A 23,439-nucleotide genomic window follows, 5' to 3' on the forward strand; every position below is an offset into this window, starting at 1 on the left:
AGAAATCGAGCCCTCGCTGCTTTGCCGCTTGCCGAAGTTTCTTGATGATGAGTTTTCTTCGTGTCATCATAACTCTCAATCTCGCACTAGACAAAATGCGTATGCCGAATTGCCGGGTGGGAGTTGTGGGTAAACGTAGAGATGTTCATTGGTCCTTCTTTCTGTTGTCTGACGCGTCGTTACGTGCGGGTGCATCTGACGGTATGGGATGAGGTTTCTGATTGGCAAGCTGAACGGGGGTATGTGGTTCTAGCTTCCGAGTTATCCACATTGATAAAGTGCTTTTTAAAGTGACTTTCCCGTGTTGGTCGTGGATGCTGCGAGCAAGGCAAGAACGGTCGATCACGTCGCGATGTGTGTGGGTGAATGGTGAAAGTGATTTTCGATATTTTTATATCGATATTCGATATATTATGATGGTGACATACGGGGCAGTGCAGGTTCATCCATTGATATTGGATTAAGGAGCATAGCCATGAACGCTGGTATCGCATTCATCTCTCGCAAATCTCGCAAAGCAGACGTCGCTTGGCGCTATGCCATTGCACTTGGTCGGTGGCGGGGGAGTCGGCGTTATGTTCGACGTCAGTGCCGTCATTGGCAGATGGCGCAACCGCCACGAACACAGGGGTCTGATCGTTGGCCAGAATCGCCTTCAATTCCTCGTCCGTGTATTTCTTGACACCGCCTTTGAACAGATCCGGTCGGCCGGCATGATGCACTTCGAGCACCTGCCGCAGCAGTTCGTCGATTTGGGGAATATCGGCCGCCGTGGCCCTACGAATCATCATGTCATCCATTTGATTCAGTCTGATCGTGCAGTCTCGACCGGCAGATGATCATTGCCCGCGATAAGAGACACGGGCGGGCAAGATGGGTGATCGTTCGCTCAGGCTTTCATCCTCGCCGCAACGTCACGGTAGTCTGGAGTGCGTGAATCGCAAGAAACAGCCAGTGGAGAAGTATGAGCGGGGCACCCGTTCGTACACGATGTCGCATATTCGCGGCAAAGACACCAAAATCGAGGTGCTGGTACGCAGCTACCTGTTTCGCAAGGGTTTGCGATTCCGCAAGAACGACAAGCGTTACCCCGGCCACCCGGATGTAGTACTGCCGAAATACCACACCATCGTGTTTGTCAACGGCTGTTTCTGGCACATGCATGAAGGATGTTCCAAACATTCGATGCCGAAATCGAACGTGGAATTCTGGCAGGCGAAACTACTGCGCAATCACAATCGAGACATCGCGCAGCGAGCCGAACTGGAGGCCGCTGGCTGGCGTGTAATTACCGTATGGGAGTGCGAATTAACGAAAGCCGTGCGCGACGAACGCCTCGCACGGCTGTATGAGCAGATTGTTGAAGGAGATGCAGATTCAGCGGAATAATTTCAGCTCCCCTCTGGAGGGGAGCTGAAATCAGGATTCAAACGGGAACTTCAGGCCCCAGCGGTCACGAATCGCATCCATCAGCTCCATGATGCGGATGGTGTCGGCGTGCGGCATCGCCTCGCATTCGATCTTGCCATCCAGCAGCGCGTTGGCCGCATCGGCCACCTCATACTCATAACCGGTCAACTGCAGCGGCACCGCAATGCTGCGCACGGGCTTGTGATCGTTGTTGTAGATATCGATGGACTCGGGATTGTTGATATTGGTGACCACCAAATACCCTTCGGTGCCCCACACGTAGCCGCCGCGATCGGAGGAAACCAGCATCGAACTGGTGGACACGGCCATCGTGCCATCATCGTAATACAACGTGGTGGAATTCTGCGCATCCACACCGGTTTCGGCGGGCACCATCGACGTATCGAAATGATCAAGTGTACGGCCATGGTCGGCACCGATCGCCATATCCAGGAAGTTCAGCGGATACACGCCCACATCGAGCAGCGCGCCACCGGCACAGGCCGGATCGGTCATACGTGCCTTGCCGGACACCGGATAGCACAGGTTGGCGCTCGCCGCTTTCACCTCGCCGATCTCGCCGGACTCGATAACTTCGTTGATGAGCTTGCGGCTGGGCATGTAGCGCGTCCAGATGGCCTCCGTGCACAGCATGCCGGTTTCCTCGGCCACGGCCAGCGCCTCACGTGCCTGTCCGGCGTTCGCGGTGAACGACTTCTCCACCAGCACGTTCTTGCCGGCTTTCATACACAGGATCGCCTGTTCGGCGTGCAGACTGTGCGGGGTGGCGATATACACCAGATCCACATCCGGGTCCGCCACCAACTCCTCATACGATCCATAAGCCTTGTCAAAATGCCACTGGTTGGCAAAAGCCTGCGCGCGCGTAATATCACGGGCCGCCACCGCATACGGGTGAATCCATGAGGAATACAGTGAATCTTCAGCCATCTGGGTCAGGGTATCGGCCATGGTGTGAGCTATGCGGCCCGCACCCAGAATCGCGACGTTGATTTTTTCGCCGCTGGCCTCGAACTCGGCGCGCTTGCCATTGAATCGACTCATTATTCCTCCTTGAATACGGGTTGGTACACTCAATCGACCTACAGTGATTATAGAAGAAGAGACCTTGTCCCGTGAGGCGGATAGAACCGAAATATGGAAAACGAAGCAGCGCAGCAGCCCCAATCTCCGGCCGCGTCTCCAGTCATGTCCCGCCGAGCGCGTGAGGCCAATCCCTTCCGTGCCATGGTATTCGGCGAACAAGCAGACAAGATGCTCGCCCAAGGTATCAGCGTCATCAAATTAAGCCTTGGCGAGCCCGATTTCGGCGCGCCGCCCGCCGTACGCGACGCCATGCGCGAACAGTACGACGGCCGGGCCCTGCCGTACACCGCCGCCATGGGCCTACCTGAACTGCGCCAAGCCATCGCCGACTTCTACCATGAACGTCACGACCTTGACATTGACCCCAAGCGCATTTGTGTAACAGCCGGCGGTTCGGCCGCCCTGCTGTTGGCCACCGCGCTGACCGTGGACCCCGGTGACGATGTGATTGTGGCCGACCCCTCCTACCCGTGCAATCGCGAACTCGTGCGCTCCTTTGAAGGCCAGGTCATCGACGTGCCGACCTCGGCCGCCACCCGCTTCCATCTGACCGCCGACCTGTGCAGCCAGTACTGGACGAGCAAGACCAAGGCCGTGATGATCACGTCGCCGTCCAACCCCACCGGCACCACCATCGATTTCACCGTATTGGACGAGGTGTGCAAGCTGGCCGCCAGCCGCGGCGCATGGCGCATCGTGGACGAAACCTACCTTGATTTGGCCGACCGTGAGCCGGACGGCACCGAAGTCAAGTCCGTACTGGCCTGCGATCCCGGTGCCATCGTGTGCAACAGCTTCTCCAAGTTCTTCGGCATGACCGGCTGGCGTCTCGGCTGGGCTATTCTGCCCGACGACCCCACCGTGCTGGAAGCGGTCGACGACCTGGCCACCAACTACTACCTGTGCGCCCACACGCCCACGCAACATGCGGCGCTCGCCTGCTTCATGCCGGAAAGCTTGGCGGAATGCGAAGCTCGTCGTCAGGAATTGCTGGCCCGTCGCCGCATTGTGATTGACGGGCTCAAGCGCATCGGTTTGCCGGTTGAAGTCGAGCCGAACGGCGCGTTCTACGCCTACTTCAACATCTCCCGCACTGGTCTGGATGCCTGGACGTTCTGCGAACGTGTGCTGGATGAAGCCCATGTGGCTCTGACTCCTGGCCGCGACTTCGGTGCGGCCACGGCGGATACGCATGTGCGCCTGAGCTATGCCGCCTCACGTGAGGCCCTGACCGAGGGGCTGGAACGTCTCGGAACGTTCGTCGAATCGCTGTGAACCGTGCGGCAGCCGGTGTGATTGTTGTACAGTAGTCGAATTTGTGTGATGTCCGGCTGGCCTCGCGGTGTTGGTTGCCTGCCGAACGACTCGCCATGGTGGCGCACGGGCTGACTGATTGCGATGGTCGTCCCGTTGTTCGGCCATCACGGGTTAGGTAAGGTCAGGAATAGGGATCATGGTCAATCTGCGTTCGCACACCACGCGACTTGGTGTGCTTGATATCGGTTCGAACACTATCCACATGCTTATCGTCGACGCCGCCCCGGCGCTCGCCCTGAACCCGAGGCCAGCACCAAATCCACAGTGCGCCTGATGAAGTATTTAAAGGACGACGGCTCAATCAAGAAGTCCGGCATCGAGGCGATTCTGGAAGCCGTGTCCCAGTGCATGCGGTTGGCCGAGGAATACGAAATCACCCAACCGCCACAGTCACCAACAACGCCGCATGATCGGAGCCCTCGACTTTGACCACCTTGCATTGCCCGGCCTTCATGCCCTGATCAAGCACCACGTGGTCAATACCGGCGAACATTGGCACAGTCGCACGGTTCGTGGGCCATGAGAACGTAAACCCATGTCCGGATTCACGTGCGGCATCCACGAACCGGTCGCCAAGAAAATCACGGAATGGTGTGTGATCGTAAGTGGCGTTGAAATCGCCCATGAAAATATACCGTGTATCCGTATGCCTGCGCATCAGACCCAACTCATCCAGCGATCGCTTCCACTGCCGCCAATAGCCCGGTACAGGTGCAGTGGTGTGCACGGATATGAATCGAATCTGCTGGCCACCCATATCCACCGTGCCGCCGGGCATGAATGAGGCGCTGGAATTCACGTCATCGTCGGCCGGATCGGCAAGTGGCGTGGCCGACCAGAGGCCGTTACCGAATACGCCGTCAGACGATGAGACCTGCGCATACGGCAGATAGTGCTCAATACCAGCCTCGTTGAGTTTTTTGACGAAATCCTCGGTGGTCTCCTGCAAAGCAAGCACTTCGACGCGCTGATCGCGGACCAGCTCGACGATGGCTTGCGGATCGGCCTGCCCCTTGTACACATTGAAGGTCATGACGCGCGCATAGGCGTCGCTGGTGTTGGGGGAGGCTACGGCCACGGCGTTCTGCGCGGCTTGGGAAAGCGGATCGGCTGAGTAGAAGAACGGATACTGCCAATAGCCATTGCACGCGATTGCGGCAGCGGCGATCAATGCGGCAAGGATACGTCGCGACACGATGGCCAACAGTAGGGCGATCAAACCAAGCAACATGAACCAGGGCGTTGCCGATACCACAATCGGCACAAACGGCAGTTCCTGCAAATCGGCAGGTAGCGCGCGGGCGGCAGTACCGGCAAGGGCAAGAAGGGCGAATATCGCGGCAAGAAAACCAAGCAGATGGTGCCGTTTACGTGGCCTTACTGCGGACTTGGATACTGGGCGCGCCGTGGCTTTGGCAGAGCGTGGCTTGGAAGTGGCGCGGGCTCGTACGCTTGCGCCTGTGGTCGTGCTCCGTGCCTTTGCCATACTGCCCTTTCTTTTGGCTCGCCTGTCGTTACCTTGCTTTTCGTGCGATTTGCCACTGTACCGTGTGCGGCTTGTCTTTCGGTGTCTTTTCGCCATGCGCAAGAGCAGTTCGCACCAAACCGGCACGAAAACCGGCCATGCCTTGGTGCCGGGTTCTGTCAGGTGGCTTGCATAGACTGCCATGCGGCTTACGCAGGCTGCCACGCGAACATGATGCGACTGGGCGTGCGGCCGTGTACAATGAAACGTCGTTGCCCGAGTAGCTCAGTGGATAGAGCACCGCTCTCCTAAAGCGGGTGTCGTCGGTTCGAATCCGATCTCGGGCACTTGTCTTTGGAAGTGTGGCGGTACCTCAATCTCTATCTATCGGTGATGAGGCGCAACGTACGTAGTCATTGACGGTTATCTCGTAGTAATATTCACAATACGACCCCTTGTCCATAAAGTGAAAATAACGGCTGGTGTTCGACGTGTCTGCGCTATGACTAGAAACCATGAGTGAAGATAAGCAGTATGACTTCTATGTGGCCGGTCCGTTCTTCGATCCTGAACAGACGGCAAGTATGGAACGTTTGGAAAAGATACTGGAAGACCATGGCAAGGTACTGTTCAAGCCGCGGTTTGCCAGCCAGATCGAAGAAGCAGGGCCTGAAGGATGCTTTGCGGACGATATCCGTGGCATTAATGCTGCTAAGGCCGTGGTCGCCAATCTTATGGACGAGGACCCAGGCACGATGTTCGAAATCGGATATGCGCATGCGCTGGGAATCCCGGTGTACGGCTATTTCGAGAACCTTACGCCAATGGATCGTGTCAATCTGATGATTGCGCAATCGGTCGAACTGGTTTTCGCCGGTCCTGATGATGTGGCGAAATACTTGGAAACCGGCGAACATACGGAAGTCGATTACATTCAGTTCTAAACAGCTCTAACAGGTTCTCTGCAAGCAGGGTTGGCGGCGTTCTCGTACATTGTCATGTACGAGAACGCCGCAGTGGTATAGGGATATTCCAACAAGCGGCATAATGGAGTCGTGGGAAAACTAGTCGGATTGCCGGGGCCATTTGGTCTGGACAATCCGTTGTTTCGCGCGTGTTTTGTAGCATCCGTGGAGTTACATGGGGGTATGACTGAAAACATCGCTGATAAGGCCATAAACGATACTCGTATCGTCAAGCAGTTCACCAATCCCGTCAAGGAACCGATTGACAGCGACGTCAACCTGTTCGATCTGCTCGATAACCGCGCCAAGCGCGATCCCGAAGGTGCCATGATCGAATACAAGGGCGATGATGGCACTTGGCGCCCGTACAGTGCCCAAGTATTCCGTGACATGGTCATCGATCTGGCCAAGGGCCTGATCGGACTTGGCGTCAATAAGGGCGATTCAGTCGCTATCGTCTCACGCACACGTTGGGAATGGACGGCGCTGGACGTGGCGATCATGTCCATCGGCGCGGTCACCGTGCCGGTGTACGAGACCAACTCCGCCAGCCAGGTCAGCTGGATCTTCAACGATTCCAAAGTCACGCTCGCCATCGCCGAAGATGACGGACAGCGCGACAAGATCGAATCCGTGCGCAGCGAGGTACCCACCCTGCGCAACGCGTTCGTAATCGAGGCCGGCGGCCTGAACGCCATCAAGACCTATGGCGAAAGCGTCACCGATGCCGAATTCTGGGAATACAAGGAAGCCTCCCACGGCGACGACCGCGCCACCATCGTCTACACATCCGGCTCTACAGGCACCCCGAAGGGCGTGGAACTGACCCACCGCAACTTCGCCTTCCTGGTGTTTTCCGCGCTGCAGTACATGCCGCGCGCCGGCGCATGGCCTAACCGCCGCCTGCTGCTGTTCCTGCCGTTGAGCCACGTGTTCGCCCGATTCATGGAATTCTTCAGCTTCGGCGGCACGATTTCGCTGGCCTTGAGCTCCAATATGAAGACGATGGTCAAGGACTTCGAAACCTTCGGCCCCACGCTGCTGCTTGCCGTGCCGCGTGTGTACGAGAAGGTCTACAACGCCGCCTCCCAGCGCGCCGGCACCGGATTCGCTGGCAAGATGTTCATGCGCGCCGCCGAAAACGCGCGCGAATGGTCCAAGGCCGAGCAGAAGGGTGAGCAGTTGCCGATTGCCGGACGTATCGCCCACGCCTTCTACGAGCAGGTGGTGTACAAGAAGATTCGCACAATTTTCGGTCCGAACGCCGACTTCGCCATTACCGGCGGCGCTCCGATGGACTCCGAGCTTTCCCACTTCTTCAACGGCATCGGCATGCCGGTGCTTGAGGGCTATGGCATGACCGAAACCTGCGGCCCGGTGTGTGTGAGCTTGCCGGAAGACAACCGCATCGGCACCATCGGCATGCCGATGTGCGGTATCACTGCGGGCATCGCCGAGGACGGCGAGCTGGTGGTCAAAGGACCGCTGGTGTGCAAGGGCTACCACAACAACCCTGAGGTCACTACCCAGCAGATCACTGATGGCTGGCTGCACACCGGCGATCTGGGCGATATCTCCGAAGATGGCTTCATCTCCATCACCGGCCGTAAGAAAGACCTCATCATCACCGCTGGTGGCAAGAATGTGTCGCCGGGTCTGCTTGAGGCTTCCGTGATGACCTCGCCTGTGGTCAACCAGTGCTTGGTTATTGGTGATAAGAAGCCGTTCGTGGCCGCTCTGGTCACGCTGGATCTGGCAGATGCCAACAATTGGCTGGAATCCCAGGGTGCCAAGCCGGAACCCGATCTGGCCTCGCTGGCCAAGAACGCCATCGTTCACGCTGAGGTGGAGCGTGCGGTGAACGCCGCCAACGAGGGCGTTTCCCGCGCCGAGTCGATTCGTAAGTTCGAGATTCTGCCCGACGAATTCACCGAGGCCAACGGCATGCTGACCCCGAGCCTGAAGACCCGCCGCGCGCAAATCGTCAAGCACTACCAAGAGCTCATTGACAACGTGATCTACGTCCCGCTGAAGAAGTAACCATCAACTCCCTCTGATCCAAGAAATAAGCTCTCTCTGACGAGGGAGCTGTCAGCGAAGCTGACTGAGGGAGAGACCCCGCGGCTTGCCCGCGAAAAAACAACAGGGCCGGGTGCGACTTGCACCCGGCCTCAGCTTATTCAGTCCAAAATCGCCGAAACATAATCAGCGGCGGCCTGATCCAGCTCCGCATCGCTGATGGTGGCGGTGCCCTGCACCAGGAATGGTTCGGCATAGTTCATGCCTACCTTGTAGGCCACGACTGCGAATGGGCTTAGCAGCTCCTCCATGGTGTGGTTGTACTCGCCATCCTTGCGGTACTTGGAGGCGTCGGAACCAGTGGTGACCACCAGCTTGAGCTCCTTGCCCTTGAGTGCGTGGCCTCCACCGTAGGCCCAGCCTGCGGCGATGACCTCGTCTTCCCATTCCTTGAGTAGCGCGGGGGAGGAGTACCAGTAGAACGGGAACTGAAGGATTACGCGGTCGGCGGCCTCCAGCAGCTCGTGCTCCGTGTCGGCGTTGACGGAGAAGTTCGGGTATTCGGCGTATTCGTCGCGCACGATGATGTCGTCCTCGCCTTGTGCGGCGAGTTCGGCAAGCAGGCGGGCGTTCACTCGCGAGCCGTCCTTCAGGTGCGGATGGAATACAAGAATCAACGTTGACATGGGATTTCCCTTCTATAAACTGCTGCCAATGTGGCCTAATCACCACTATCGTATGCCGGGAAGCAGAACTCAGTCCAGTCTGGACTCAGGTGCGAGCCGCGGGATGCCGCGGATGAGTAATTGATGCGGGAAAGGATGCTGACTGATGATCTGGCGCTGAAGCTTCAGTGGGCCGCATATACGAGTCCTAAAGCGGATAGGATGGGATATGACGCGGATATCGTCGGTGGACTGAATAACGGGAGGCGCACATGACCATGAACCGCATGCTGATGTGCCGTACCCATCCGGTAATGGAGTTCGAGTATTTCGAACGCGGCGGATACGCCCTGAGGGCAGGGGAGATCTACGACGAGTCCCGAATCCCGATCGGCATGTATGTGGACGGCAAACCTGAGCCCACCGGTGAGTCGATTACCGGGTGGTGGCGTTCTCGCGGCATTCCCATGACCCGTGACGGTATGCGTTCCGTATTTGCCGGTTCGGGTATCGCTTCGACGAACGATCTGCTGGACCGTTCCTTGGGACTCAGCCTGTCGGACCAGTATTGGGTGCGGCCTCTCGACCGGCCCGATCTGACGTGGGAAAAACTGAACTTTTTCCACAACGATTTTGACGAACGACTTGGGCAGGCCTTATTCTTCGGTAATTCGTCGCGCATCGGCAACGTGAACACCCCGGATGTCACCAGTGCCGGTGACCTGCCGAAACGTTGGATTATCGGTCCCGATGGCGTCCGCAGCCTGATCAAGGGAGGGCGCACCGGTCAGGAGCCGGACAACGAGCGCATCGCCTGGCAGACGGCACGACTGTTCGGCATCGACCATGTCGAATACCGCATCGGCCGCGCCAAGGGCATCCGGGTCTCCGTCTGCGATGAAATGCTCGAAGACACGCAAGAGCTGATTCCCGCAGGGCAGGTTATGCGCATCTTCCGACGCGGCGACAACACCGAACGCAAGATGATATGGCTGGACGCATGTCAGCAACTCGGCGTAAGTCGTGATATGGCAAATGCGGCGACCAACGATTTTCTGTTCCTTGATTTTCTTCTGCGCAACACCGACCGGCATTACAACAACTTCGGTCTCATCCGTGACGTCGAATCATTCGAGATTCGCCCGTCCCCGATTTTTGACAGCGGCGCCAGCCTGTGGAACGGCATGGACCCCGAAGCCATCACCAACGAAGACTACCCGGCGAAGCCGTTCTGGCTCGACGACTACGGCGATGCGGACAACGCCTACTGGCAGTTGGGACTTATCGACGATTGGGACCGTTATGATTTGGGGATGCTCGACGAGGTGCCTGAACTGATACGGGCACAGCTCGCCACCAACCGCCGGCTGTCCGCTGATGTGATTGACGCCATCTGCTCCGCCATGCAGGAGCGCATCGGCATCATCCGCAAGCTTGCACGATGATGCCGCGCCGGGAGGCAACTCAGTCGAGGTTGGACTGCGTGCCTGCGGTGGCTTCGTTGGCGGCTTGCTCGGCTTGTGCCTGGTCGAGCTTGGCGCGGACGTCGTTGAGCAGACCCTGGGCGCGCTTGGCCAAGGCCTCGCCGATTTCCCATTGACGCATCGACTGGTCAAGATTGAGGCCGCCGGTTTCCAGTGCCTGGACAGCCTGAATCAGCTTGTCGCGCGCCTCTTCATATGGCATCTGGGCGATGAGCTCGCGTTCCTTGTCCGCCAGGGACGAGGCGGGGTTGTTCTTGTCGGTGGATGCGGCGTTTTCGGTCATGATGTTCTCCTTATATATATATGGTATATATGCGTGGCTGCGTATGGAGTGTCACGCGGTTGCGGATGTGGTGGTTGCGGTAATGACACCCTTCTTCAAGGTGACGGTGATGTCATCCCCAGGGCTTACCTGCGAAGCATCGTCTAGTACGTGGCCATCGGAGGACTGCACCACCGCATAGCCTCGGTTCAATGTGGATTGCGGGCTGAGTGCGGTCAGTGAGGCGTGAGCTCGCTCGACGGTGAGCTGGGCATCGTCCACGATGCGTCGCAGGCCGATGTCAAGCCGCTGCAGGGAATCGTCGATTAGCCGCTGATGCGGTTCGAGCATGGTATGCGGTTGGGTCAGGCTTGGCCGGTTCGCATATCCCTCGATAAGTCGAATCTCGTTCTCCACGCGCGAACGGACCCGCAGTCGCATACGGTCGATGGCACCTTCGATGAGCTGCGACTGCTCACGCACATCCGGTACCACGCGCTTGGCCGCATCGGTGGGGGTGGAGGCTCTAAGATCGGCGACCAGATCCAGCAACGTCCAGTCATCCTCATGCCCGATGGAGGAGATTAATGGTGTGGTGCAGGCATACGCCGCACGAACCACACGCTCATCCGAGAAACCGATGAGATCCTCAAACGAGCCGCCGCCACGGGCCACGATGATCACATCCACGCTCGGGTCGGCATCGAGTTGTGCAATGGCCTGAACCACTTCGGCCGGGCATTGCTCGCCCTGAACATGCACATGGACCACCTTGAAGGTTACGGAAGGCCAACGAAGGTTCACATTGGTGATCACATCGCCTTCCGCACGTGCCTGAGGTGCGCAAATCAGGCCAATAGTCTTCGGAAACTCCGGGAGAGGCAGTTTGTGATCGGCATCGAACAGGCCCTCGCCCTTAAGCTGCTTGCGCAATTCGTCGATCATGGCCTTGAGGCTGCCACCGGCTCCGACCTTGAGAATCGTGTCCCCGCGCAACGACAGCGAAGTGCGCTTCATCCACAGGTTCGGTTTGCCATGAATCACCACGCGGTCGCCCTGAACGAACTGGCTGGCCGCGGCCGCGAACCTGCCGAAGCCATTGACTTCCATGGCGATATCCTCGAAGTCGTCGCGCAGCGTGATGTAGGCCGAGCCGGCGCGACGGGTATTGATCTGCGTGATCTGGCCGGTGACCCACGCGGACGGCCATCGTTCCACGGCACCGTAGAACTTCTGGCTCAGCACACTTACCGGCCACGGATTTTGCGCGCTGGTTTCAGCGGCGCGTGCAGGCAGCTGATCGATAGGGCGAGGCTCATTCGGCAGATTGATGGTGCCCTGATCAGGCGCGAAAGTGCCTTGACCCGGCTCAAAGCCAGCCGAGGCCAGTGAAGCGGCGGTCGGTGGACGGCCGGTAGATGGGTAGCCCATTGCAGTAGTCATGCACTCCACTATAAGTGCGTTGGTTGATGACGGTAAATATTTACCGTCGCCTGAAAACGGTGTGATGATGAATGCGAGAACCGTACGAAGCGATGTATCAGCCGATGATGGAGATGGTCTGGTGCATCAGAAGAAAGGAGTCATTATGGCGAAGAAACGGGTGCTATGAAGAGGAGTGAGATATGCGTTGCGCTGACGATTGAGAGTCGTCAGTGAGCTCGCTGTGCGACACGCGAGCAGAAAACAGTTACGCTAATCACACACTTGTGGTTTTGGCGGAAAATAGCCGAAAACCCTATAAATAGTTCGACACACCACTGTTGAGCACTAGATATAGTGGTGGGGATGCCGTATTCTTCTAGAGGTTCAAGAAAACGACATCAATGTAATTTCGTGTGGCCCACGTCGAGTGCGGCCAAAATGCGGAACTCAGGAGAGTGTTCGCCTTATAGGAAAGGGGTGCCCGATGGGTGCACAGGTGTTGGAGGAAATCGTCACCGATAACGAGACCAAGGTGGCCGCCAAGGCCTCCACCGTGCTCGTTGAGAAGCGTGATGGTCGTGTGGTCGACTTCGACCCCATCAACATCATCTCTGCGGTCAAGTCTGCTTTCGGTGACCTGAACAAGGAAGTCGGCCCCGAAGAAGATGCCATGATCCGTGGTTTCGCCAACCAAGTCGAAGGCGAAATCAAGGGGCGTTACGCCGGCCCCGCCAAGATCGAGGACATCCAGAACCTCGTGGAGCACGCCCTCATTGACGCCCACCTGTACGATGTGGCTCGCGCCTACACCAACTACCGTCTCGACAAGGACATTCAGCGTGCCAAGGCCACTGATGTCAACGAGGCCGTTTCCCGCTTCATCAACCACGACCCGACCCTGATTCACGAGAACGCGAACAAGGATTCCAACGTCTACTCCACCCAGCGTGATCTGCTGGCCGGTGCCGTGTCCAAGGCCGCCGCGTTCAACATGCTGCCGCCGGCGGTGTCCAACGCCCACATGAAGGGCGACATTCACTTCCACGATGCCGACTACTCGCCGTTCACTGCCCAGTCCAACTGCTCCTTGCCGAACTTCTGGGACATGTTGGCCAATGGCTTCACTCTTGGCAACGCTCCGATGGCTTCCCCGAAGTCCATCGCCATTGCGGCCACCCAGATTACCCAGATCATGAAGGACGTGGCCTCCAGCCAGTATGGTGGCCAGACCGCCAACCGTGCTGACGAGCATCTTGCCCAGTATGCCAAGAAGGATTACGAGAAGTTCCTCGAGGAAGCTCGTGAGACCATCCCCGACGGCATGCCGGTTGAATTCGCCCGTCGTCAGGTCGAGAGCGCCAAGAGGAACGAGCCCGCCAAGCTGCATTTCGGTTCCCGCGAACCGCTGCCGATGGACACCCCGTTCCACACCGATGTTGACGAACTTGAGCAGGAGCGTGAAATCCTCGCCAAGATTCGTACCCGCAAGGCCATCTATGATGCCATGCAGACCATGGAATACCAGATCAACTCCAACCGTGTGTCCAACGGCCAGACCCCGTTCGTGACTGTCGGCTTTGGTCTCGGCACCGACTGGTTCTCTCGTGAAGTGCAGCGCGCAATCCTGCTGAACCGTATTCGCGGCCTCGGCAAGGAACACCACACCGCCATCTTCCCGAAGCTCGTCTTTACTGTGCAGCACGGCGTGAACGCCGACCCGGGTGACCCGAACTACGATTTGAAGCAGCTCGCCCTCGAGTCCGCCACCAAGCGCATGTACCCGGATGTGGTGTTCTACGAGAACATCGTCAAGATCACAGGCTCCTTCAAGGCTCCGATGGGTTGCCGCTCCTTCCTGCAGGGTTGGATCAACCCGGAGACCGGCAAGGACGAGGAGGATGGCCGTATGAACCTCGGCGTGGTCACCGTCAATGTGCCGCGTATCGCCATCGAATCCCACGGTGACAAGGCTCGCTTCTGGAAGCTGTTCGAGGAGCGTATGGAAGTCGCCCATCAGGCCCTCCAGTTCCGCATCATGCGCTGCAAGGAAGCCACCCCGGTCAACGCCCCGACCCTGTTCCGCTTCGGTGCGTTCGGTCGTCTCGGTGCCAACGACAACGTGGACCAGCTGTTCAAGAACGAGCGTGCCACCGTGTCGCTCGGCTACATCGGCCTTGCCGAGACCACCGCGGTCTTCTACGGCAAGAACTGGATTCGCGACCACGGCTGGGATCCGGAAGGCAAGGAGTTCGCGCTGTCCATCGTCAAGCGCATGAACGAGCTGTGCAAGCAGTGGAGCAAAGCGGAGGGCTACCACTATTCCGTGTACTCCACTCCGGCTGAATCCCTGACCGACCGCTTCAACCGCATGGACCGTGAAAAGTTCGGCCGTATCGAAGGCGTGACTGACCACGACTTCTACACCAACTCCTTCCACTACCCGGTGTGGTTGCAGCCCACCCCGATGGAGAAGCTCAGCTACGAGAAGGACTTCCCGTACTACGCCTCCGGCGGCTTCATCAACTACTGCGAGTACCCGTGCCTGCAGGACAACCCGAAGGCGCTCGAAGCCGTGTGGGATTACGCCTACAACATCGGCATCGGCTACCTGGGCACCAACACCCCGATCGACCACTGCTTCGTGTGCGGCTTCCAGGGCGACTTTGAGCCGACCGAGGAAGGCTTCAAGTGCCCGGAGTGCGGTAACTCCAACCCGGACAAGTGCAACGTCACCAAGCGCACCTGCGGCTACCTCGGCAGCCCGGTCCAGCGCCCGATGGTGCATGGCCGTCACGAGGAGATCGCCCACCGAGTCAAGCACATGAGCGGCGAAACCGGTCGTGTGACGCTGGACGACGGCACCACTCGCGAGTGGTTCGAAGAGGCCAAGTAGGGTTATTCGTGAGTGGGCTCCCCTCTCTGAGGGGAGCTGTCAGCAAAGCTGACTGAGGGGAGTCCGAGGAGCTATTCCGAAGCTCCCCTCAGTCGCCTACGACGACAGCTCCCCCTCAAAGAGGGGAGCTAATGCTTTCCGCAAGGAGGGAATCATGCCGGAGTTGCATACGACCAAGCCCGAACCCAAGCGCCATGACTTTGCGGCCAGCGAGACCGGGCGTGGCCCCTCCGTACCCTCCAACGGTCTTGCCAACGATCCGAAAGCCGGTCAATGGGATGGCCGGCGCATGTCCAAGCGGATGATCGCCGACTACAAAACCTTCATTGTCACCGACGGAGAAGGCGTGCGCAACTCCCTTTACGTCTCCGGGTGCCCCTTCCACTGCGTCGACTGCTTCAACGCCTCCATCTGGGATTTCCAAGCCGGCCACGAATACACGCAAAAACTTGAAGACAAAATCATCGAAGATCTGAAAGCCCCATGGGTGCAAGGCATTACGTTCCTTGGCGGCGAGCCATTCCTCAACACTCCCGTGCTGGTGCCGCTCGCACAACGTATCCGCCAGGAATTCGGTCATACCAAAGATATCTGGTCGTGGACCGGCTACACATGGGAAGAACTCATGCGCCCCGGAGAAACCCCAGACAAGCTTGAATTGCTACATCTCATCGACATTCTCGTCGACGGCCGCTACCTCAGAGACCAGAAGGACTCGCTGCTGCAATTCCGCGGCTCCAGAAACCAGCGCATCCTCGATGTGCCCAAGTCTCTGGAAGCCGGCGAACCGGTCATCTGGGCCAAGCTCCACGATCAAGAACGAGATATCCCCGAAATCTATTTGAAAGACCGCGAAGCCGGCGAAGGCCAACAGGCCTCGTAGTAGCAGTTCTGGAATGCCGCACTCAGCAATATCGTTGGAACTGTTGGGGGAAAGGCCTTCCCGTGAGCGAAATCACTTCGCCTCGTGCCATGTTGGGCAGGTAATCGGACTAATATTCCAGAAGAAGTAGCCGGTCGAAGCCGTCCGCAGGGTATCTGCCAGCCGTCCCGAAACGGTTTCTGATGCCTCGTGGCGTGCACTCCCGGAAGTCGGAATTAAGAGGAACACATGGTTGACATCGTCACTGACGCGAGCGCAACGCCCGCCTCACAACTGAAGCCGCTGCGTGTGGGATTGGATATCGGCTCCACCACCGTCAAGGCCGTGGTGCTTGATCAGTCCGATTCCCTGAAAGACACCCTATTTTCCGATTACCGACGTCACCATGCCAATGTGCGTGCCACCGTTGCCGGTCTGCTCGTGGACATTCATAAAGAGCTCGTGGAACTAGGTCGAGGCGACGAGCCGATTCGCCTGTCCATCACCGGTTCCGGCGGCTTGGCGCTCGCCGATAACCTGCATGTGCCCTTCATCCAGGAGGTCATCGCCGAAACCGAGGCGATCGACAAGGAATACCCTCAGGCCGACGTCATCATCGAGCTCGGCGGCGAGGACGCCAAGATCACCTACCTGAAGCCCACGCCCGAACAGCGTATGAATGGTTCGTGCGCAGGCGGCACCGGCGCGTTCATCGACCAGATGTCCACGCTGCTTGACACCGACGCCGCAGGCCTCAACGAGATGGCCAAGAGCTACGAGAACCTGTATCCGATCGCCTCGCGTTGCGGCGTGTTCGCCAAAACCGATCTGCAGCCGCTGATCAACGACGGTGCGGCCAAGCCTGATCTCGCCGCCTCCATCTTCACCGCAGTGGCCACGCAGACCATTGCCGGCCTGGCTGCTGGCCGCCCGATCCACGGTACCGTCATCTTCCTCGGTGGCCCGCTGTTCTTCATGTCCGAACTGCGCGCCGCCTTCCAGCGTGCCCTTGAAGGCAAGGTCGACAAGTTCATCGTGCCGACCGACGCCCACCTGTATGTGGCCTACGGTTCGGCATTGCAGGCCGACATGGATTCCGACGATCAGGGCCACCATTTCGAGGCCCACACCTGCGATGAGATCCTCATGCGTCTGGACGAGCTGAAGAACCTGCCCTCCAACACACCCACCATGCCGCCGCTGTTCCCCACCGAGGCCGACCGCGAGGACTTCAACAAGCGCCACCACAAGGAACACATCCACATCGGCACCCTCGAAGGCGCGCATGGCCCGCACTTCCTGGGCATCGACGCCGGTTCCACCACCATCAAGGCCACGCTCGTCAATGACGACCGTGAAATCGTCTGGTCCAGCTACGCCAACAACGAAGGCAGCCCGCTGACCGCCGCCATCAACATCGTCAAGAAGATCCAATCCGAGCTGCCCGAAGGCGCATGGATCGCACGCTCCTGCGCCACCGGTTACGGCGAAGGCCTCATCACCACCGGCCTGCACCTGGACGAGGGCGTGGTGGAGACCATGGCCCACTATCGTGGTGCCGAAATGGTCAGCCCCGGCGTCACCGCCGTCATCGACATCGGCGGCCAGGATATGAAATATCTGGCCATCACTGACGGCGTCATCGACTCGATCGCCGTCAACGAAGCCTGCTCGTCCGGCTGCGGCTCGTTCCTGCAGACCTTCGCCATGTCCATGGGCCTGACGATTCAGGAATTCACGCAAAAGGCTCTGGCTTCCACCCATCCGGTGGACCTCGGTTCGCGCTGCACCGTGTTCATGAACTCCTCGGTCAAGCAGGCGCAGAAGGAAGGCGCCTCCATCGAGGACATCGCTGCCGGCCTATGCTACTCCGTGGTGCGCAACGCCCTGTACAAGGTCATCAAGTTGCGTGATTCCGGCGAACTCGGCGACACTGTGGTGGTCCAGGGCGGTACGTTCCTCAACGACGCCGTGCTGCGCGCCTTCGAGCTGCTCACCGAACGTCAGGTCACCCGCCCGAACATCGCCGGCCTCATGGGCGCGTTCGGCGCCGCCCTGACCGCCCGCATGCACTATCAGGATGAGGCCGACCACTTGGACGTGGTGGTTAAGGCCGATGGGTCCGAGGAACAGTCCGAGGCCGAGCCCGCACCCAAGTCCGAGCCCAAGGCCGCGGCCTTCAAGAAGACCGAGCCGGCCAAGCCCGAAGCCCATGTCGTTGTCGTGGACGGTGTGACTCACACCGCCAGCTCCATTCTGACCGGCGAAGCGCTCGACAACATGAGCATGACCGCCGAGCGTGACGTGTGCAAGCTGTGCCAGAACCACTGCAAGCTCACCATCACCACATTCTCCGACGGCTCGCGCTTCGTGACCGGCAACCGCTGCGAACGCGGCGGCGACGCCAAGAAGAAGCGTTCCGACCGTCCGAACCTGTACGACTACAAGTACAAGCGTTGCTTCGCCTACCGCCGTTTGACCGACAAGAAGGCCACTCGTGGCGAGATCGGCATTCCGCGCGCCCTCAATATGTACGAGAACTACCCGTTCTGGTTCACGCTGCTCACCACGCTGGGCTTCAAGGTGATGATCTCCGGCCGCAGCTCCCACGAGCTGTTCGAGACCGGCATCGAATCCATCGCCTCCGAAAACATCTGCTACCCGGCCAAGCTGGTGCACGGCCATATCAAGTGGCTGATCAACAAGGGCATCAAGACCATCTTCTACCCGTGCGTGAGCTACGAGGAGAACCTCGTGCCCAACACGGACAATCATTACAACTGCCCGGTTGTGGCCAACTATCCGCTCGTCGTCGGCGCCAACGTGCCTGAGCTGCGTGAAGACGGCGTGCGCTACATGCACCCGTACTTCAACCTCGCCAACCATGAGCTCATGGTTGACCGCATCGTCGAAGAGTTTGCGTGGGCCAACGTGACCCGCGAAGAGGCCGAAACCGCGGTCAAGGCCGCCTATGCCGAAGACAAGGTCTTCAAGCATGACGTGCAGCAGGAAGGTTTGACCGCGCTCGCCTATATGAAAGAGCACAACTGCCGAGGCATCGTGCTCGCCGGCCGTCCCTACCACATCGACCCCGAAATCAACCACGGCATCCCCGAAACCATCTGCTCGCTGGGCATGGTGGTACTCTCCGAGGATTCCATCTGCGAACTGCATCCGGGGGAGAAGCTCAACCTCACCGAATTCCGCTCGGAAGGCGAAGCCGACCCGCGTTCCAAGAACGCCGCCAGATTCCGCCATGTAGGCGACCGCACGGTCACCAAGATGCCGTTGCGCGTCACCAACCAGTGGGCCTACCACTCCCGTCTGTACGCGGCCGCACACTTCGTGGCCTCCTACCCGGGCCTCGAACTTGTGCAGCTCAATTCCTTCGGCTGTGGCCTTGACGCCATCACCACCGATCAGGTGGCCGAAATCCTGGCAGACAAGGCGGACGTGTACACGCTGCTGAAGATTGACGAGGTCTCCAACCTGGGTGCCGCCAAGATTCGACTGCGCTCGCTCAAGGCCGCCGTCGAGGAACGCGAAGCCAACAAGGCCCGCGAAGCCGCCGCGGCCAAGGCCATGGAAGACCAGCAGGCCGCCGCCGAACGCGCCGCCGAGGAAGCCAAGGTCAAGGCCGAGTCCGATTTGGAAGCTGCCAAGGCCGCGCTTGCCGAGGCTCAGGCCGCCGTCGAAGCCGCTCAGAAGAAGGTCGACGCCGAAGCGCAGGCCGTACACGATGCCGTCAAGGCATCTCAGGCCAGCACTGCGAAGGCCGTGCAAGGTCCCAAGCCCACCGGCTTCCGCAAGACCGGCCCCACCGCTCCCACCCCCGGCCGCCAGATTCTGCTCGACAGCACCATGGCCGCCAATCCGAAGCTCACCAAGGCCATGCGCGAGGCCTCCAAGCGTGCCGCCGAACGCGACCTGCAGGCCGCAGCCGCCAACAAGAACGGCACTTCGGACGGCACCACCGGCGTGACGAACGCCAAGAATGCCAAGAAGTCCGGCCACAACAACGCCACCATGTCCCGATACGCGCATCGTGAGAAGTTCGTCAAGGACATGAAGAAAAACTATACGATTGTTGGCCCTCAGATGAGCCCGATTCATATGTCCTTGGTCGAAGCGGTGATTCGTTCCGGTGGGTACAAGTTCGACATCCTGAAGCATGCGAGCCGTGGCGATGTGGAAACCGGCCTCAAATACGTGAACAATGACGCCTGCTACCCGGCCATCATGGTCGTCGGCCAGCTCATCGACGCGATTCTGGAAGGCAAATACGATCCCGAACATGTAGCGCTCGCCATCACCCAGACCGGCGGCATGTGCCGTGCGACCAACTATTTCGGCCTGATCCGCAAGGCCTTGGTCGATGCCGGCTACCCGCAGATTCCGGTCATCGCCATTTCTACCCAGGGCCTCGAAGACAACCCCGGCTTCAAGGCCACCCTGCCCCTGCTGCACCGTGCCATCAAGGCGCTGGTTCTGGGCGACTTGCTCATGAAGTGCCTCTACCGCGTACGCCCGTATGAGGTGGAGAAAGGTTCGGCCAACAAGCTGTACGAGCTGTGGGACGCCATCGTGCGTGAGACCATCGAGCATCACGGCTATTCCAAGACCGCAGCCAAGACGCCGAGCATCAAGAAGGGCTATCTGCCGTATAACGTGCTGGCCAAGGAGATCGTGAAGTCCTTCGACAATCTGCCGCTGCGTGATATTCCGCGCAAGGTGCGAGTCGGCGTGGTCGGCGAGATCCTCGTCAAGTACCAGCCGGACGCGAACAACCACGTGGTCGACGTCATCGAATCCCAGGATTGCGAGGCCGTAGTGCCCGGCATCATGGAATTCATGACCACCCGCCCCTACATCACCGACTGGAACGAGAAGAACCTCGGCATGGGTGGCAACAAGACGCTCTACGCCTTGATGCGCAAGGGTCTTGACCTGTACAACGCGCCTATCAAGGCCGCACTGGTCACCTCGCACGGCAAGTTCAAGCAGGACGAGCCGATGCCCGAACTGGTCAAGAAGGCTGCCGAGGTCACTTCCATCGGCGTGCAGGCCGGTGAGGGCTGGCTGCTGACGGCCGAGATTCTGGAGCTTATCGAACAAGGTTGCCCGAATGTGATTTGCGCGCAGCCGTTCGCCTGCCTGCCCAACCATGTGACCGGCCGTGGCATGTTCGGCAAGATTCGCCGCCTGCATCCGGAAGCCAACATCGTCTCCATCGATTACGATCCGGGTGCCTCCGAGGCCAATCAGCTCAACCGTATCAAGCTGATGATCGCCGCTGCCAAGAAGGCTCACAACGCCAAGTTCGCCGAGGCCGGCGAGCCGCAGGGCTTCACCTCCGCGGACTGATTTATGCTCTGGCTCGTCCGCAATTAAGGACGAGCTTCGCTCGCGACATGCTGGTTCGCCTATCGGCTCACCCTCGCCTACGGACAGCCCGCAGGGCTGTCCGCTTTACGGCTCGGCCTCTGTGAGGGGAGCTGTCGCGCAGCGACTGAGGGGTTATAGCCTGCTAGATTGATTATCTGCTTTAGTTTGTTTTCGTGTGATATAATTAAGTCATGCGTGTCAGGGAATGGGCGAGGCGTGAGGGCTTCAACGAGCAGACGGTGTGGCAGTGGTGTCGCGAGAACCGTATGCCCGTCCCGTTCGAGCGCATGAACACGGGCACGATTATCATCCACGACCCGAAATACGAGAACCAGCCCGCCGCCCCCACAGCGAACGGCAGGACGGTGTGTTACGCGCGTGTCAGCTCGTCCGACCAAAAGGACGATTTGCAACGTCAGGCCGACCGGTTGAAGGCGTTCGCCATCAACATGGGCGTCAAGAGCCCCGAGGTGGTCATGGAGACCGGTTCGGGCATGAACGACAAACGGCGCAAGCTCAACCGGCTATTGGCCGACCCGACCGTGGGCACGCTGATCGTGGAGCGCAGGGACAGGCTCGCCCGCATGAACGCGGGACTGGTGGAGAGCGCGTTGAAGGCGCAGGGACGCCGAATCATCGTGGTGGACGACACGGAGCTGGACGACGACTTGGTGCGCGACATGACCGAGGTGCTGACCTCGTTCTGCGCACGACTGTACGGGCGTCGTGCCGCCAAGCATAAGACGGATGCGGCGTTGAGGGCGGCGCGTGATGCTTGAGGCGGTCAAGGTGGCGCTCGACCCGACGCCACGGCAGGAACGACTCTTGGAGTCCCATGCCGGTGCGGCGCGGTTCGCGTACAACGCGGGACTGGCGCACGTCAAGGACATGCTTGAACGGCAGGAGAAGCCGGAATGGTCGTACTACGCGCTGCGCAGGTGGTGGAACGCCAACAAGGACGCCCTCGCCGTCAGCATGGAGACCGGCAAGCCGTGGTGGCCGGAGAACAGCAAGGAGTCGTACAACAGCGGCCTCGAATCATTGGCCGACGCGCTGAAGAACTTCTCCAAGTCCCGCAAGGGGCAGCGGAAAGGCCGCAGGATGGGCTTCCCACGTTTCAAATCCAAGGACAAGGCGGTTCCCGGATTCGCGTACACGACGGGCTCGTTTGGTCTCATTGACTGTGACCCTTATGCGCTGCGGCTCCCGAAGATAGGCCGCGTGCATTGCATGGAGAACGTATCCAAGCGGGTGGATGGCGCGAAGGTGCTGCGCATGAGCGTATCCCGGCATGCGGGACGCTGGATGGCGAGTTTGACCGTCGAGCGCAAGGATGGTCCGATGCCCACGCCGCTGAAAGGTGGTAGTGTCGGCATCGATTTGGGTGTGAAACAGCTCGCCACACTGTCAGACGGCACCATCATCCGCAATCCACGCGCGTTGGACTCGAACCTCAGACGATTGAGGCGGGAACAGAAGAATCTGAGCCGCAAACGGAAAGGCTCCAACCGCCGCCGCGAGGCGAGAACGAGGGTCGCGCGTCTGCACGCCCGCGTGGCGGACCTACGCCGCGACCTACTGGACAAGACCACCACCATGCTCGCCCGCACCTACGCGGACATCAGCATCGAGGACTTGAACGTGGCGGGCATGGTGAGAAACCATAGGCTCGCCCGCTCGGTAGAGGACGCCGCGTTCGCGGAGTTCCGCCGACAGCTCGAATACAAGACCGCACGCACCGGCGCGAGGCTCCACGTCATCGACCGCTGGTATCCAAGCAGCAAGACATGCTCGAACTGCGGGACGGTGAAAGCCAAACTGTCCCTGTCCGAACGTGTCTACCATTGCGAGGAGTGCGGGCTTGTCATCGACCGCGATCTGAACGCGGCCATCAACATCCAAGTCGCCGGGAGTGCCCCGGAGACGTTAAACGCGCGTGGAGGAAGCGGAAGACGGGCTGACGCATCGCGTCGGGCAACGCGGCATCCTGTGAAACGCGAACCAAGCGGCGGCGTAAGCCGTGTGAGGCTTGGAGCTGGCCTCGGCAATGAGGCCATGCAGATGACTTCGCTCTAGCGACAAGCTAAAACAAAGTCATCTACAACGGAGTCTCTAGAGCGAGAAACCGGGCCGGAGCCTGCTATCGGTTTTTCGTATAGCGTATTGCGGGCTTTCGGGCA

At 59.3% G+C, this 23,439-nt stretch carries 15 protein-coding genes, 1 tRNA gene and 2 pseudogenes; 12 read left to right on the forward strand and 6 right to left on the reverse strand.

Annotated features, from left to right (window positions below):
* Positions 1 to 545: 545 nt before the first annotated feature.
* Positions 546 to 800: pseudogene (locus BLIJ_RS03060) on the reverse strand (hypothetical protein); the annotation flags it as partial.
* A gap of 73 nt (positions 801 to 873) precedes the next feature.
* Between BLIJ_RS03060 and BLIJ_RS03065 the strand changes: the two are divergent.
* The gene (locus BLIJ_RS03065; RefSeq protein WP_012577002.1) at positions 874 to 1,389 is read left to right on the forward strand and encodes a very short patch repair endonuclease; all 516 of its coding nucleotides are present in this window, start codon (positions 874 to 876) and stop codon (positions 1,387 to 1,389) included.
* Positions 1,390 to 1,419: 30 nt separating this feature from the next.
* Here BLIJ_RS03065 and BLIJ_RS03070 read toward each other — a convergent pair whose 3' ends face one another.
* A complete protein-coding gene (locus BLIJ_RS03070) occupies positions 1,420 to 2,475 on the reverse strand; it encodes a Gfo/Idh/MocA family protein (RefSeq protein ID WP_012577003.1) in 1,056 nt (351 codons plus the stop codon).
* A gap of 93 nt (positions 2,476 to 2,568) precedes the next feature.
* On the opposite strand from BLIJ_RS03070, the gene BLIJ_RS03075 reads away from it, so the two are divergent.
* Both BLIJ_RS03075 and BLIJ_RS13400 read left to right on the forward strand, forming a co-directional pair.
* Complete coding sequence (locus tag BLIJ_RS03075) at positions 2,569 to 3,792, forward strand: pyridoxal phosphate-dependent aminotransferase (protein ID WP_012577004.1); 1,224 nt, start codon at positions 2,569 to 2,571, stop codon at positions 3,790 to 3,792.
* Between the two features lie 178 nt (positions 3,793 to 3,970).
* Positions 3,971 to 4,215, forward strand: a pseudogene (locus BLIJ_RS13400) (Ppx/GppA family phosphatase); the annotation flags it as partial.
* On the opposite strand, the gene BLIJ_RS03080 reads toward BLIJ_RS13400, so the two are convergent.
* Complete coding sequence (locus BLIJ_RS03080; RefSeq protein WP_012577005.1) at positions 4,208 to 5,320, reverse strand: endonuclease/exonuclease/phosphatase family protein; 1,113 nt, start codon at positions 5,318 to 5,320, stop codon at positions 4,208 to 4,210. The pseudogene BLIJ_RS13400 and the gene BLIJ_RS03080 sit on opposite strands and share 8 nt — an antisense overlap.
* Positions 5,321 to 5,573: 253 nt before the next feature.
* Here BLIJ_RS03080 and BLIJ_RS03085 point away from each other — a divergent pair.
* From BLIJ_RS03085 to BLIJ_RS03095, 3 genes are all read left to right on the forward strand, one after another.
* Positions 5,574 to 5,646, forward strand: a tRNA-Arg gene (locus BLIJ_RS03085).
* A 168-nt stretch (positions 5,647 to 5,814) separates the two neighbouring features.
* Positions 5,815 to 6,243, forward strand: a complete 429-nt coding sequence (locus tag BLIJ_RS03090; RefSeq protein ID WP_012577006.1) for a nucleoside 2-deoxyribosyltransferase — start codon at positions 5,815 to 5,817, stop codon at positions 6,241 to 6,243.
* Between the two features lie 204 nt (positions 6,244 to 6,447).
* A complete protein-coding gene (locus BLIJ_RS03095) occupies positions 6,448 to 8,304 on the forward strand; it encodes an AMP-dependent synthetase/ligase (RefSeq protein WP_012577007.1) in 1,857 nt (618 codons plus the stop codon).
* A 140-nt stretch (positions 8,305 to 8,444) separates the two neighbouring features.
* Here the strand turns inward: BLIJ_RS03095 and BLIJ_RS03100 are convergent, their stop codons facing one another.
* Positions 8,445 to 8,969 (reverse strand): NAD(P)H-dependent oxidoreductase, encoded by a 525-nt coding sequence (locus tag BLIJ_RS03100; RefSeq protein ID WP_012577008.1) that lies wholly within the window; start codon positions 8,967 to 8,969, stop codon positions 8,445 to 8,447.
* 251 nt (positions 8,970 to 9,220) lie between these two features.
* Between BLIJ_RS03100 and BLIJ_RS03105 the strand changes: the two genes are divergently transcribed.
* Positions 9,221 to 10,393, forward strand: a complete 1,173-nt coding sequence (locus BLIJ_RS03105) for a hypothetical protein (protein ID WP_012577009.1) — start codon at positions 9,221 to 9,223, stop codon at positions 10,391 to 10,393.
* Between the two features lie 19 nt (positions 10,394 to 10,412).
* On the opposite strand, the gene BLIJ_RS03110 is transcribed toward BLIJ_RS03105, so the two are convergent.
* Positions 10,413 to 10,715: an exodeoxyribonuclease VII small subunit gene (locus BLIJ_RS03110; RefSeq protein ID WP_012577010.1), complete on the reverse strand. Its 303-nt coding sequence runs from the start codon at positions 10,713 to 10,715 to the stop codon at positions 10,413 to 10,415.
* A gap of 51 nt (positions 10,716 to 10,766) precedes the next feature.
* Positions 10,767 to 12,137 (reverse strand): exodeoxyribonuclease VII large subunit, encoded by a 1,371-nt coding sequence (gene xseA / locus BLIJ_RS03115; protein WP_041981736.1) that lies wholly within the window; start codon positions 12,135 to 12,137, stop codon positions 10,767 to 10,769.
* Between the two features lie 466 nt (positions 12,138 to 12,603).
* On the opposite strand from xseA, the gene nrdD reads away from it, so the two are divergent.
* The 5 genes from nrdD to tnpB all read left to right on the forward strand — a co-directional run bounded on the left by nrdD (position 12,604) and on the right by tnpB (position 23,335).
* Positions 12,604 to 15,012, forward strand: coding sequence for an anaerobic ribonucleoside-triphosphate reductase (nrdD, locus tag BLIJ_RS03120; RefSeq protein WP_012577012.1), 2,409 nt, complete (start codon positions 12,604 to 12,606; stop codon positions 15,010 to 15,012).
* A gap of 154 nt (positions 15,013 to 15,166) precedes the next feature.
* Entirely contained in the window at positions 15,167 to 15,895 is a 729-nt protein-coding gene (gene nrdG, locus BLIJ_RS03125; RefSeq protein WP_012577013.1) for an anaerobic ribonucleoside-triphosphate reductase activating protein, read from the forward strand.
* A 228-nt stretch (positions 15,896 to 16,123) separates the two neighbouring features.
* On the forward strand, positions 16,124 to 21,238 hold the full coding sequence (locus BLIJ_RS03130; RefSeq protein WP_012577014.1) for an acyl-CoA dehydratase activase-related protein: 5,115 nt from the start codon (positions 16,124 to 16,126) through the stop codon (positions 21,236 to 21,238).
* 212 nt (positions 21,239 to 21,450) lie between these two features.
* The gene (locus BLIJ_RS03135; protein WP_012577015.1) at positions 21,451 to 22,038 is read left to right on the forward strand and encodes an IS607 family transposase; all 588 of its coding nucleotides are present in this window, start codon (positions 21,451 to 21,453) and stop codon (positions 22,036 to 22,038) included.
* Complete coding sequence (gene tnpB, locus BLIJ_RS03140) at positions 22,031 to 23,335, forward strand: IS607 family element RNA-guided endonuclease TnpB (protein WP_012577016.1); 1,305 nt, start codon at positions 22,031 to 22,033, stop codon at positions 23,333 to 23,335. The genes BLIJ_RS03135 and tnpB overlap by 8 nt, the downstream gene beginning before the upstream one ends.
* Positions 23,336 to 23,439 lie beyond the last annotated feature (104 nt).

Origin of the sequence: Bifidobacterium longum subsp. infantis ATCC 15697 = JCM 1222 = DSM 20088 (genome assembly GCF_000269965.1) — a bacterium.
Taxonomy (GTDB): Bacteria; Actinomycetota; Actinomycetes; order Actinomycetales; family Bifidobacteriaceae; genus Bifidobacterium; species Bifidobacterium infantis.

Coding starts and splice junctions, on each gene's coding strand:
- BLIJ_RS03065 (WP_012577002.1), top strand. CDS start 874: ATGGGTGATCGTTCGCTCAGGCTTTCATCCTCGCCGCAACGTCACGGT.
- BLIJ_RS03070 (WP_012577003.1), bottom strand. CDS start 2,475: ATGAGTCGATTCAATGGCAAGCGCGCCGAGTTCGAGGCCAGCGGCGAA.
- BLIJ_RS03075 (WP_012577004.1), top strand. CDS start 2,569: ATGGAAAACGAAGCAGCGCAGCAGCCCCAATCTCCGGCCGCGTCTCCA.
- BLIJ_RS03080 (WP_012577005.1), bottom strand. CDS start 5,320: ATGGCAAAGGCACGGAGCACGACCACAGGCGCAAGCGTACGAGCCCGC.
- BLIJ_RS03090 (WP_012577006.1), top strand. CDS start 5,815: ATGAGTGAAGATAAGCAGTATGACTTCTATGTGGCCGGTCCGTTCTTC.
- BLIJ_RS03095 (WP_012577007.1), top strand. CDS start 6,448: ATGACTGAAAACATCGCTGATAAGGCCATAAACGATACTCGTATCGTC.
- BLIJ_RS03100 (WP_012577008.1), bottom strand. CDS start 8,969: ATGTCAACGTTGATTCTTGTATTCCATCCGCACCTGAAGGACGGCTCG.
- BLIJ_RS03105 (WP_012577009.1), top strand. CDS start 9,221: ATGACCATGAACCGCATGCTGATGTGCCGTACCCATCCGGTAATGGAG.
- BLIJ_RS03110 (WP_012577010.1), bottom strand. CDS start 10,715: ATGACCGAAAACGCCGCATCCACCGACAAGAACAACCCCGCCTCGTCC.
- xseA (WP_041981736.1), bottom strand. CDS start 12,137: ATGACTACTGCAATGGGCTACCCATCTACCGGCCGTCCACCGACCGCC.
- nrdD (WP_012577012.1), top strand. CDS start 12,604: ATGGGTGCACAGGTGTTGGAGGAAATCGTCACCGATAACGAGACCAAG.
- nrdG (WP_012577013.1), top strand. CDS start 15,167: ATGCCGGAGTTGCATACGACCAAGCCCGAACCCAAGCGCCATGACTTT.
- BLIJ_RS03130 (WP_012577014.1), top strand. CDS start 16,124: ATGGTTGACATCGTCACTGACGCGAGCGCAACGCCCGCCTCACAACTG.
- BLIJ_RS03135 (WP_012577015.1), top strand. CDS start 21,451: ATGCGTGTCAGGGAATGGGCGAGGCGTGAGGGCTTCAACGAGCAGACG.
- tnpB (WP_012577016.1), top strand. CDS start 22,031: ATGCTTGAGGCGGTCAAGGTGGCGCTCGACCCGACGCCACGGCAGGAA.